7 protein-coding genes and 1 pseudogene are annotated in these 13,078 nt (G+C 62.7%); 4 read left to right on the forward strand and 4 right to left on the reverse strand.

The window, feature by feature from the left end; all coding sequences use genetic code 11:
* Nucleotides 1-3: 3 nt before the first annotated feature.
* The 4 genes from U0S50_RS16080 to U0S50_RS16095 are packed head-to-tail and all read right to left on the reverse strand — an operon-like array spanning nt 4 to nt 3,417.
* Nucleotides 4-606: a class I SAM-dependent methyltransferase gene (locus U0S50_RS16080; RefSeq protein WP_322309691.1), complete on the reverse strand. Its 603-nt coding sequence runs from the start codon at nt 604-606 to the stop codon at nt 4-6.
* Nucleotides 607-621: 15 nt separating this feature from the next.
* Complete coding sequence (locus tag U0S50_RS16085) at nt 622-2,631, reverse strand: TonB-dependent receptor plug domain-containing protein (protein WP_322309692.1); 2,010 nt, start codon at nt 2,629-2,631, stop codon at nt 622-624.
* 44 nt (nt 2,632-2,675) lie between these two features.
* Complete coding sequence (locus U0S50_RS16090) at nt 2,676-2,894, reverse strand: helix-turn-helix transcriptional regulator (RefSeq protein WP_322309693.1); 219 nt, start codon at nt 2,892-2,894, stop codon at nt 2,676-2,678.
* 4 nt (nt 2,895-2,898) lie between these two features.
* Complete coding sequence (locus tag U0S50_RS16095; RefSeq protein ID WP_322309694.1) at nt 2,899-3,417, reverse strand: hypothetical protein; 519 nt, start codon at nt 3,415-3,417, stop codon at nt 2,899-2,901.
* A 105-nt stretch (nt 3,418-3,522) separates the two neighbouring features.
* On the opposite strand from U0S50_RS16095, the gene U0S50_RS16100 reads away from it, so the two are divergent.
* The 4 genes and pseudogenes from U0S50_RS16100 to U0S50_RS16115 form a co-directional block, all read left to right on the forward strand.
* A complete protein-coding gene (locus U0S50_RS16100; protein WP_322309695.1) occupies nt 3,523-3,849 on the forward strand; it encodes a hypothetical protein in 327 nt (108 codons plus the stop codon).
* Between the two features lie 76 nt (nt 3,850-3,925).
* Nucleotides 3,926-5,008, forward strand: coding sequence for a helix-turn-helix transcriptional regulator (locus U0S50_RS16105; RefSeq protein WP_322309696.1), 1,083 nt, complete (start codon nt 3,926-3,928; stop codon nt 5,006-5,008).
* 784 nt (nt 5,009-5,792) lie between these two features.
* Nucleotides 5,793-12,596 carry a putative Ig domain-containing protein gene (locus U0S50_RS16110; protein ID WP_322309697.1) on the forward strand — a complete coding sequence of 2,268 codons (6,804 nt, stop codon included), beginning with the start codon at nt 5,793-5,795 and terminating at the stop codon, nt 12,594-12,596.
* Between the two features lie 100 nt (nt 12,597-12,696).
* A pseudogene (locus U0S50_RS16115) lies at nt 12,697-12,880 on the forward strand (transposase); the annotation flags it as partial.
* Nucleotides 12,881-13,078 lie beyond the last annotated feature (198 nt).

The raw sequence follows: 13,078 nt of genomic DNA on the forward strand, positions 1-13,078 counted from the left end.
TTGCTACGCGCCCGGCAGTAGAGCAGTCCGACGATGGCGGCTTGAGATTCGATAGACCGACGCCGGCGGCAAGTTAGAAAGGGCGCCGCCCACCCGCCGTGCTTTCAGCCCAAGATGATCGAGCAACCTCAACGGCACCGGACATCCCAGCCCATAGGTAAATTGATAATAGGCGCCGTTAGGTTTCAACAGGCCAAAGGCCCCTTCCAGGATCGCCATCGTCTTGCGAAGCGGAAAATTGAGTAGGGGCAGTCCGCTGATCACCGCGCCATAAGTTGCGGGCGCCAACAACCGATCGCGCCCGATCCGGGCCGCGTCCAACTGCAACACCCGGGCCCTTGGAAAGCGCGCTTCCAGCATGGCCACGAACGCGGGCCCATATTCGATCAGAGTCAAATCCTCTTCGCGAACGCCCCTGTCGATCAGCGCCCGCGTAAACACCCCGGTTCCCGGCCCGAGTTCCAGCACCGGCCCGCTATCCGCCGCGACACCGCTGGTGATCAGGGCGGACAGCGCCCCGCCCGACGGTGCCAGTGCGCCCACCGTTCGGGGCGACGCCAGCCATTGACGCAAAAATCGCACGCAATCGGCTCCGGGAAAAGTCATGCTCAAACCTTTTGATCAAAAGACAAAACCGACGCCGACCGCCACGAAACGCGGGATGCCGCTGTCGTCGGCGGGCACCCCGATCAGCGATCCGTCGGGTTGAGGCCGCGTGTTGGCAATCGGATAATGGCGCTCGGCGACATTCGCGCGATCGAGGATGTTGAGCGCATCGACATAGATGCGGGCGGGTATGCGCCCGATCGTCAGCGTCTTTTCGATACGCAGGTCGAGCCGCGCATAAAGCGCCGCCCGCGCCGAAAAGGGTTCACCATATGCCTGGACAACCTCGCCAGTCACGGGATCCTTGGCGACCCCGACCAGTGGCGTATAGCGTGTCCCGCTCTGCAGTCGCCATTTCCCGCCAAGGGACAAGCTGGGCGTGACATGCCAGGTGGCCGCAACCGTGCCGCTCCAAGGGATGTCGTAACGATAGGGGACCGCCGCATCGCCAGGATGCAGGCTGCGTTTCGACCAGGTGCGGCTCAGCGACAGCCAGCCGTCGAACCGATCGCCGGCGGGTTTGGTCAGGAACAGGTTCAGTCCGCGCGCATCGCCGCCGACGCGCGCGGCAAGGGGCGTATCGACCAGATCGGCGACATCGAAATCCTTGTACCAGCCTTCAAGCTGGGCGCGCCATCCGCCCGCCAGGTTCGCGCGCATCCCGGCGAGTGCTTGCCACGATGCGTGATAGCGCTGCCGCGACCTCGCGGTCGGGATCAGCAATAGCCGGTCCAGTTCGGGCCGCTCGTGCTGACGCGCGCCGCGTACGTAAAGGGCGACCGCATCGCTCGGGGTCCATTCGATTGCGGCGCGCGGTTCCCAATAGCTGCGATCGAGCGCAAAGTCGCGCAGCCACCGACCGCCCATGTCGATAGACCATTGCTCCCCGACCCGGACGAGCGCGCCGACAAAGGTTTCGACACGCCCGAACCGCGTGCTTTCGCGGCGGGGCGCAATGCTCAGCGCGCCGCCGCAGTGGCGCTCGAGATAGTCGCAGATCGGGTAGAGGCCCTTGTACGCCAGCACGGCTTCGTTCCGGTCGATGTTTACGCCGCCTTCGATCCGCGCCGCGCCCAGCGGGACGGTGACGCGGCTGCGCAGCGACAGATTGCTTTGCGACAGCCGCCGAAAATCGCCCGCGACCTCCCTGGTGCGCTCCGCGCTGCGGACATGCGCGATGCTTGTTACCCACTCACCCGCCTCCGCAACCGGGACATGCAGGCGCAGCGACTGCGCATCGGTCGCGCGGGTTTCGGTCTGGCCAAAATGCGGTGGCAGGCCCAGTTCGCGACGTTGCACCTCCCGCCGTTCATCCCATGCCCCCAAGATCGTCGCGCTGATCGACGCATCACCCATCCGCCACACCGCCTTGGCCGTATAGTCACGGCTCTGCGGCATGCGGAATTCGAGCAGCGCATTGCCGCGCGCATAGTTTCGGAGGAACAAATGCGCCAGATTGACGCGATAGCTTGCATAGGCGCCCAGCGTGTCGGTGATCGCGGTCTCGACGAGCGCGCCGCTCTTCAACTGGCTCAGATCGACGGACAAGCGCGCCCCTTCGCGCTGCGGATCGCGCAGACGAATGTCGATGACGCCTCCCGTCGCACCGCCATAACGATTGGGTAACGCCGCGCTGTGCAGGTTAAAACCATGCAAGACGTTGGAACTGACGATGGAGTCACTGAGGTCGTGAAAAAGATCGGGCAACGGGATGTCATCGACCAGGAAGAGGTTGTTGGCAGGACCGGCGCCGCGCATGACCGGCCGATCCATGTCACCCGCACCAAAAGTGATACCCGGCAGGGCCAGAACGGCTTTCAACGGGTCGTTGCCATCGCCCGCCGTGTGCATCAGGAATTCGGCATCGCCCGCCATGGTGCTCGGATCATCGCGCGCCGGCCGGGCGGTCACGACAATGTCTTCGAAGCTGCCGATTTCGGAAGGCCGATCCTGAGCGTTCGCAGCAATGGGCAGCACGCACAGAACCGCCGCCGCAACACCAAGTCGTTGCAGAGTGATGATCATCGTGAGATCCAGGAAGTGAAAGGAAAGAAGCTGCCGCCGGGCGTTTAACCTGGCGCGTCATCCGGAACATGTTCGAGCAGGTCGCCCGGCTGACATTCCAGCACGACGCAGATGCGATCGAGCGTGTCGAAACGCACGCCCTTGATCTTGCCGGTCTTGATCATCGACAGATTCTGTTCGCTCTGCCCCAGCGCCGCGGCCAGGTCCTTCAACCGCATCTTGCGCTTCGCAAGCATCACATCGAGGTTCATGATGATGGCCATGGCGTTACAGAATCGACCTCGCGTCTTCGTCGATCTGACGCCCGACCGCGAATATCTGCGCAACGAACAAGAACAGCATCGCAAGAACAAATGACCGGATATCACCGGACCCGATATCGATCGCGATAACATTCTTCATCGCCGGATCAAGCCAGCTGACATAAGCGAGCGTCGCCGATTTCTGCACGATATTGACCGGAACCATCCATACCGTTGACCAGGCGAAGCGACGAAATCCGTCGATCGCCTCGGTTGCGAACCAGTCGCCGCGAGCTGCCGCGGCAAAGGTCCTGCGAAGATTGGCGAGGCCATAGAGCTGGACCGCAAGGAGCGGCAGCATGATCAACGGGATCACCAATTGCGGCGCCCCGATCAGCAACGCACTTTCGACACGATAGCCATCGACGATCTGCGCATAGGTGAAAAACCACGGATATACCGCCGCAGCGAGGATCGAAAGGCACAGCAGCGCCATCAGAACCGACACCCCCGTACGCATATGGCTAGCGAACCTCACATTCATGATCATCCCCTTGAACCGTGGGACTCGGATAATCCATAGCTTGATAAATTTCAAGTTATAGTTTAATTTCTTCAATCATAACCTCATATCAATCGAGAAACACCCATGCTCATATTCGCCATCGCCCTGACCGCTGGCACGCAAATTTCAGGGACTTCGAACCCCACCGACGCGGACATCGTCGTGATTGCCAGGCGCATGACCGAAGTGAAGGTGACGCTGGGACGCAACAACGAAGGCAAAATCATCTGCGCGACCACTCAATCGAGCGGAATTGCCGCGATCGATGAAATGATCTGCCGCGATGCGGCCGCTTGCCTGAAGCGACGGGACGCAACGCCCGAACAAATCGAAACCTGTATCGCCAAGCGCAAACCGCGCCTCGTCAAACGCATCGTTCGGCATTTGAAAGCCGTGCAAGGGTCGCACTGACCGCAATCCGTCCTTCACTACCGATTGCATTTTCGTCCCGCCCGGCGACAATAGGCCGGAGAGTTTGGGGGGAAGAATGCAGGAAGAGCTTGTTGACCGGATTTACGAATGCTCGGTTCTGCCCCAGGCATGGCCATCGGTTCTGGACGAGGTCGCGCAGCTTGCCGGATCGACCGGCGGCCTCCTGTTCTCTGCCAGAAAGGCGTTGCACTGGACGGCGTCGGACCGGGTTGCCGATGTGTTTTCGGCTTATGTCGAAGAGGGGTGGTTCGGGAAATGCAGTCGCCGCCTGTGCCTGATGGGCCAGGAAACCCCCTCCTTCTTTGTCGAACATGATTTTTGGAGCGATGACGAACTGGATGCAGATCCGGTCTATCGCGATTTCTTCCGTCCGCGCGGGCTCGGCTGGTCTGCCGGAACGGGAGTGCAGGTGCCGACAGGCGACAATATTGTCTTCAGCGTCGAACGCGCCTTTCGCGACGGGCCGATCGAGCCGGAGCGTGTCGCGCAGCTCAATCTGCTCCGCCCGCACCTGGCCCGCAGCGCACTGGTCAGCGCACGCCTGCAGCACCGGGCGGCACAAGGCGCCGCCGAGGCTCTTGCGGCCCTGAAACTTCCCGCTTTCCTGTTGCGCATGGACGGCCAGGTCGCCGAAGCCAGTCCGCAGACAAAGGAAATCGAGAGCTTTGTCTTATGGGGGGCGAATGGCCGCTTTCGCCTGAACGATCGGCAGGCCGATCGCCTGTTAAACGACGCACTGGCCGAAGCGCCTGCCGGATCCGAACAGGGCGCGCGCTCCTTCCCCGTCCGCGATACGTTCGGGATGCCCCAACTGGTCGCCCATCTCATCCCGGTTCGGCGCGCAGCGCACGACGTCTTCGGCGACAGCTATGCCTTGCTATTGCTGATCCCGGTTACATCGGAGCGCGCACCGAGCATTTCGCTATTGAAGTCGCTGTTCGACCTCACCCCCTCGGAAGCTCGTGTGGCAAGCGGCATTGCGCGCGGCGATACGCCCGAGGATATCGCCGCCGCGGGCGGCGTCGCGATCAGTACGATACGCACGCAGCTTCGCCGCACATTGGAGAAGACCGGGACGGCACGCCAGGCCGACCTCGCCGGCCTGCTGGGACGCATCGGCGCAACCGCCCCCGACTGATATGGTTTGGTCGTGGACATCCTCCATATGGGGGATGAACAAGTCGGCCGGATCCGCAAAAAAGAAAGCGCTGACGGCAACCTGCGACCCACAGCCGGCAGCCGGCGGCGCCCTACCATCCACGGTAAAGGCGCCGCCGCCTAGGTGCCGGTTTCAGGCACGATCCTGCACTCGATCGCCAGCCCGTGTTGACAAAAGATTGCCACCTTAGGCGAGCTGCGGCGAGGTTGAGGGAGCTTTTGAAGGAGAGGACGGTTTTATCGCAGCGCGCGGCGGTTCGGTGCTGCTGCCTGAGCTTGCCGAACATGCGATCGACCCGATGGCCACGAGTTCTGCCGAAGCGCCACTTCCTTCCCATCGGGGCACCGCTCAGACTGCAATCGACGACGATGCTATCCGCGAATGACAGCAAGCCGGGCGATCATGTGCGCCTTGAGGTTGTTGAAGACATAAGTTTTCGCGGCACAGTGGCGGTCCCGACCCGCACAACGATTATCGGAATAGTGTCGCGGGCGCAGCGTAACTGCCATGCCGACAAGAAGGGCAAGCTGGAAATCCGAATTCGGCGCAAAGGCTGCATGCTCCAGTCTGATGGCGTCCGCGTGCAGATACGCCTTGCACCAATACGCCGCGCCTTGAGCAGCGGCTCGCTAGTAATAGGCACCGCAAGTTGCAAGGATGTAGCAGTACGATTCGATTGATTGTCTATCAGCCCTCGCTTTGACAAGCCCAGCGCCATGGAAGGCTGCAAGCGATTCGCGCAGCCGGGGAAACGGGGCATAATATGACAATCGACGCATTGCGCGTGGCAGCAACCCGTTGGGTTGCAGTGACGCTGACCGTCTTGGCAGGCGTGATGCTTTCACAGCCGGTATATGCGCAGCATTCGTCGGCCGAATGCCCGCCACAGACGGCGTCAGTCACCAGCGGCGGCACCGTGACGATCGATATCACCGATTGCGCCTTTGGCATCGGATTTGCTGGAATCGGCACAGTAGATGGGGGTTCCTATGGCCCATCAGACTTGCCCGATCATGGTTCAGCGAATCTAAGGATTAGCGGCAGTCAGTGGCTTCTCGATTATAGCCACAACGGCACGACTGGCGTCGGTTCAACTGATGTGTTCGAGTTCGCCGACGGCTCTTTCAATGGTAGCGGCGATGTTCTGGTCACTATCACGATCACGCCGGCCACTTCGCCGATTACGGTATCGCCGGGCACATTGCCGACGCTGACTGCGGGCGCTGGTTTTTCGCAAACGCTGACGTCGGCCGGCGGCAGTGCGCCCTATACCTATGCGCTGCAAAGCGGCACTCTGCCTTTCGGCCTTTCCCTGACAACGAGCGGAGTGCTTTCGGGAACGCCGACCCAGCGCGGCAGCTATAGCTTTACGGTGCGCTCGACGGACAATGGCGGCCAATTCGTCGACAAAGGCTACACCGGCACGGTCCAGGACCCCTCACTTTCGATTTCGCCCGGGTCCGCAACAGCGATCCAAGGCGCGGCCTTTTCGTTGACACTGGCCACGAACGGCGGCGTTGCGCCCCATGCCTATCAGCTCGAAACGGGCGCCTTTCCCCTGGGGATCAACATTTCGTCGGCAGGCGTCATCAGCGGCACGACCATGGCGGCCCCCGGAAACTATCCGGTCACGCTGCGCGTCACCGACGGCAGCACCGGATCGGCTCCCTATTTCGAACTTGAGAATTTCACGCTGACGGTATCGCCGGCACCCAGCGTTTCGATCGGTGTTTCGCCGTCCAGCGTGTCGGAAGATGGTGCGACCAATCTGGTCTATACCGTGACGCGCAGCCTGAACCTGTCGTCGCCCACGGTTGTTAATATCACGACCTCCGGCACCGCTTCGGCGGGTACCGACTATACAGGCAATGTTTCGACGGTCACGATCCCCGCCGGTTCGACCAGCGCCACCATAACGGTCAACCCGACCGCCGATGGCACCGTCGAAGCCGACGAAACGGTCACCCTGACCGTCGCCTCCGGAGCAGGCTATACCATAGGTTCACCCAACAACGCGACCGGAACGATCCTGAACGACGATGTACCAAGTGCGTCGATCACGGCGTCTCCGCTTTCCGTCGCCGAGGATGGCGTTGCAAATCTTGTCTATACGGTGACGCTGAACCAGCCGTCATCCACCGCCACTTCCATCGGCTACACCGTCGGCGGGACGGCGACCAACGGTATCGACTATGCCAGCATATCCTCGCCGCTCGTCATCCCGGCGAACAATCTGACAGGGACGATCACGGTCAACCCGACTGCCGATGCGACGATCGAAGCGAACGAGACCGTCGTTATCACGCTGTCCGCCGGAGCCGGCTATACGGTCGGCGCGCCCAACAGCGCGACCGGAACGATCCTGAACGACGATCTGCCGAGCCTGAGCATCAACGATGTGACGATTAGTGAAGGCAATAGCGGGACGACGAGTTTCACTTTCACCATATCCTTGTCGACATCGGCCGGACCAGGCGGCGTGACCTTTGACATCGCGACGGCCAATGGAACGGCTATCGCCGGGAGCGATTTTGTCGGAAACAGCCTGACCGGGCAAACGATCCCTGCCGGGGCGAGCACATACAGCTTTACTGTCTTGGTCAACGGCGATGTGCTGAACGAGGCGTCCGAGACGTTTTTCGTCAACGTCGTCAATGTAAACAATGCGATCGTCGTCGATGGACAGGGGCTGGGAACCATAACCAATGACGATCCGCTGCCGCAGATATCGACATCCGACACGTCGGTGACCGAAGGCAATTCGGGCACATCCACCGCAACCGTTACCGTCACATTGCAGAGCGCGAGCGGCCGAACCGTTACGGTTGACTATGCTACCGCCGACGGCAGCGCAACGACGGCCGGCAGCGACTATACGGCTGCATCCGGAACGCTCAGCTTTGCGCCGGGCGAAACATCCAAGTCGATCTCCGTTCTGGTCAACGGCGATACGATCCCCGAGGGCAACGAGACATTCTCGCTAGACTTGTTCAATGCAAGCAATGCCTCGATCGCGGTATCCAGATCCTCCATCACCATTCAGAATGACGACGTGCCGGTGACCGTGTCACCGGGGGCGCTTCCTGGCGCGACTGTCGCGGCGAGCTATAGCCAGACGATCAGCGCATCGGGCGGCGTGGCCCCCTATAGCTTCAGTGTGACGGCGGGCGCATTGCCCGGTGGGTTGACGCTGTCGCCCGGCGGCGTGCTGTCAGGAACGCCGACCGCCGGCGGGAACTTTACCTTCACCATCACCGCGTCCGACAGCAGCCCCTTTCCAGGACCGTTTGCAGGCAGCCAAGCCTATACATTGTCTGTTGCAGCCCCGACGATCACGCTTCCCGCCGCGACGCTGGCACAGGGGCAGGTCGGCGCAAGCTACAGCAGTGCCATCACCCCCGCCACCGGCGGCACAGCACCCTATAGCTATGCCGTGACCACAGGCGCGCTTCCCCTGGGCGTCACCCTGTCGGCGACGACCGGCGCGCTGTCGGGAACCCCGAGCGTCTTCGGAACCTTCAACTTCAGCGTCACGGCGACCGACAACTCCACCGGAGCAGGCCCCTATTCGGCAACCCAGGCCTATGCGCTGACGATCATCGAAGCCGCACCGGTTGCCGGGCCGGTATCGGCATCCGTCGCTTACGGCAGCAATGCCAACAGCATCTCCCTCAACCTGTCGGGCGGCACAGCAACCAGCGTCGCCATTGTCGCCCAGGCCGCAAACGGCACGGCCACGGCATCGGGAACCAGCATCAGCTACACCCCCAACGCCGGCTATGCCGGAACCGACAGCTTTACCTACAACGCCACCAACGCGGGCGGCACGTCCGCCCCCGCAACGGTCAGCATCACGGTCGACAACCCGACGATCAGCATCGCCGCATCGGGACCGCTGACCGCAATGGTCGCCACCCCCTATAGCCAAAGCTTCACCTTCAGCGGCGGCACCCAGCCCTTCTCCGGCTATCAGGTCACGAGCCTGCCTGCCGGGCTGTCCATCACGGGCACCAGCGCCAACAGCGTCACCATCAGCGGTACACCGACCCAGTCGGGCAGCTTTGCGCTCAACGTCTCGGCCACCGACAGCTCAACCGGCAATGGCCCCTTCCCCGTCGCCCAGATCTTCACCCTGGCGGTCAACGCACCGACCCTCTCCATCACACCTGCGGCCGGCACGCTCAGCGCGCCCTATGGCGCCGCTTTCTCCCAGAGCTTCACAACAAGCGGCGGCGTCGGCCCCTATAGCTATGCCACCTCCGGCACTCTCCCGGCGGGTCTTGGCTTCAGCGGCAATGTACTAAGCGGTACGCCGACCATACCGGGAAGCTATCCGATCACCGTTACCGCGACCGATAGTGGATCAACGGGTACCGGGGCGCCGTTCTCCGTCTCGCAAAATTACGTGATCAACGTCCCGGCGCCGACGGTTATTCTTTCCCCGACGTCTCTGGCAGGCGGGACCGTCGCGGCGAGCTATAGCCAGACGATCAACGCATCGGGCGGCGTGGCCCCCTATAGCTTCAGTGTGACGGCGGGCGCATTGCCCGGTGGGTTGACGCTGTCGCCCGGCGGCGTGCTGTCAGGAACGCCGACCGCCGGCGGGAACTTTACCTTCACCATCACCGCGTCCGACAGCTTCAGCCAAACGGCGTCACGAGCTTATACATTGTCTGTTGCGGCCCCGACGATCACGCTTCCCGCCGCAACGCTGGCACAGGGACAGATCGGCGCAAGCTACAGCAGCGCCATCACCCCCGCCACCGGCGGCACAGCACCCTATAGCTATGCCGTGACCACAGGCGCGCTTCCCCTGGGCGTCACCCTGTCAGCGACGACCGGCGCACTGTCGGGAACCCCGAGCGCCTTCGGAACCTTCAACTTCAGCGTCACGGCAACCGACAGCTCCACCGGAGCAGGCCCCTATTCGGCAACCCAGGCCTATGCGCTGACGATCATCGAAGCCGCACCGGTTGCCGGGCCGGTATCGGCATCCGTCGCTTACGGCAGCAATGCCAACAGCATCTCCCTCAACCTGTCGGGCGGCACAGCAACCAGCGTCGCCATTGTCGCCCAGGCCGCAAACGGCACGGCCACGGCATCGGGAACCAGCATCAGCTACACCCCCAACGCCGGCTATGCCGGAACCGACAGCTTTACCTACAACGCCACCAACGCGGGCGGCACGTCCGCCCCCGCAACGGTCAGCATCACGGTCGACAACCCGACGATCAGCATCGCCGCATCGGGACCGCTGACCGCAATGGTCGCCACCCCCTATAGCCAAAGCTTCACCTTCAGCGGCGGCACCCAGCCTTTCTCCGGCTATCAGGTCACGAACCTGCCTGCCGGGCTGTCCATCACGGGCACCAGTGCCAACAGCGTCACCATCAGCGGCATACCGACCCAGTCGGGCAGCTTTGCGCTCAACGTCTCGGCCACCGACAGCTCAACCGGCAATGGCCCCTTCCCCGTCGGCCAGATATTCACCCTGGCGGTCAACGCACCGACCCTCGCCATCACACCCGCAGCCGGCACGCTCAGCGCGCCCTATGGCGCCGCTTTCTCCCAGAGCTTCACAACAAGCGGCGGCGTCGGTCCCTATAGCTATGCGACCTCCGGCACTCTCCCGGCGGGGATCACGCTGAACGGCTCGACCGGAGTGTTGTCCGGCATCCCGACGGCGATCGGAAGTTTCGCCTTTGCCGTCACCGCGACGGATACGGGGTCCACGGGCACCGGAGCGCCGTTCTCCGTGCAGGGCAATTATACGCTGGAGGTCATCACTCCGACGATCGTGATCACGCCCAATACGCTTCCGGTCGCGACCGCCAATAACAGCTATAATGTCGCGCTCTCCGCCTCAGGTGCCGTCGCCCCCTTTGCTTTCGCTCTGACGGGCGGCGCCCTGCCGACAGGACTGTCGCTGTCAGCGGAAGGCGTCATTTCGGGTACGCCAACGGTTGCGGGCAGTTTCGCGCTTGCGGTCACGGCGACCGACGCAAATGGACAAGGCGGAACTGTCAGTTTGAACCTGACCGTTGCCAATGCGGAACTCCGCGTAACCCCGGAAACGCTTCCCGCCGGGGTCCAGGGCGTTGCATACAGCCAACAACTCACGACCAGCGGCGGGATAGCACCCTATAGCTATGTGATCGCGGACGGCGCGTTGCCGGACGGGCTGGCCCTTGGGACCGCGACCGGCCGGATCGAGGGAACGCCGACGGGATCGGGTCCGGCGACCTTCACCGTGCGCGTAACCGACAGCACCGGTGGCACGCCCTCGACCATCGACATAAGCTATACGATCGCCATTGCGGCGCGCCCGAACCCCGCCAACGACCCCGAAGTACGGGGACTCGTTCAGGCGCAGGTCAACGCCGCCCGCCGTTTGGTCGACACGCAGGTCGGAAACTTCGGCCGCCGTCTGGAAGGGATGCGGCGCGGCGGAGGTCGCGGCGGGTTCCAGAATGCGTTGCGCCTCAATTCGTCTGACATCTGCATGGACACCATGACCGCGTGGACAAACAGCGCCTGCGCGAACAGCGGCTCCAATGGCTGGAACAATCGTCCGGGCGGCAGCGGCCCGACAGGCCTCGGCAGCGCCGGAGATGCCGGCGGCAACCTGCTCGGCTCCGGGATATCGGTCGGTGGCGGCGCTATTGGCGGCGCTCCATCCGGTCCCCAAGGACAAGCATCGGCAGCCCCTGGCGACAGCGGCGGAAACGCGGAACTGCCCTGGACCATCTGGGCAGGCGGCACGATCCGTTATGGTGACATCGACGAAACCACCGGTCGCCCCTCGCAGCGCTTCGAATCGGAAGGCGTGACCTTTGGCGCCGATTATCGCTTCAACCCGTCTTTCGCGGCGGGGGTCGGCGTCGGCCTGGGCCGCGAAACGAGCGATGTCGGCCGCAACGGATCGCGCAGCCGAGCCGAAGCCAAGACGCTGGCGATCTATGGCAGCCACCTGCTCGGCAGCGGCATCTATCTCGATTGGCTGGCGGGACATCAATGGCTCGATTTCGACCTGCGCCGCTATGTCACACTCAATGGCAATCTGGTCACATCCTCGCGCAAGGGGCGGCAATGGTTCGGGTCGCTATCGGCTGGGGCCGATATCGAAACCGGTGATTGGCGCTTCACACCCTATGCCCGACTGGATGCACAGCGCGGCACGTTGGACGGCTATACGGAGGCCAGTGGATCGGTGTTCGATTTGACCTTCCTCGACCAGGATGTGGCGTTCACTTCCGTCGCGGCCGGCGCCAAGATCGACCATCGGATCGCGGTCGAAAACGGATACTTCATCCCGCGCGTGCGACTGGAATATCAACGCGATGTCGAAAACGACAGCGAGGCTCTGGTCGCCTATTTCGATCAGACCTCCGGGCCGTTCAACGGGGTGCCAATCACCGGCTATTCCCGCAGCCGCCTGTTGCTCGGTGCAGGCATCGAAATGATCATGGGTGAGCGCACCGCCGTCGACGTCGAGTATAATCACCGGCGCAATAGCGGCGCGGGGGCCGATCAAGGCGTGTTGATCAATATCCGGCAGCAGTTCTGACGCGGCCGGAATGCGAGCAAGGTCGGGGGTTGGGTCTGAGGTGGCGCCGAAAATCTGGACAGGGTGTTAAGCTAGCCCGACCTGAAGGGCTGGTACGAGAATGGAGGCGACGAGGAAGCGCTACGGCGCGGATTTCAAGGCGAATGTGGCGCTGGAAGCGTTCGGGGCGATCTGACGCTGGCGGAGTTGGCCGCAAAGCATGGCGTTCACCACATGAAGATCGCGTCGTGGGATCGGCAAGCTATCGCGGGATGGCGGGTACATTTTCCGCCGCTAGGGCTGCCAATTTACCAGCTTCGCCTTCGCCAGTGCGCTGTGCGAGGCTGAGATCCGCGTCAGCATGCATATCGGGTCGGTGGATCACCTATTACAACACTCAGCGCCCGCACTCGGGCCTTGCCGGCGAACTCCAGCAGAGGCTCGGGCAATCCGATCATGGGGGCATGCCTCCCAAGCAGTTCGTTCGCCCACCGATCGATCCG

The sequence above is a fragment of the Sphingopyxis sp. genome, from assembly GCF_034380315.1.
Lineage (GTDB): Bacteria > Pseudomonadota > Alphaproteobacteria > Sphingomonadales > Sphingomonadaceae > Sphingopyxis.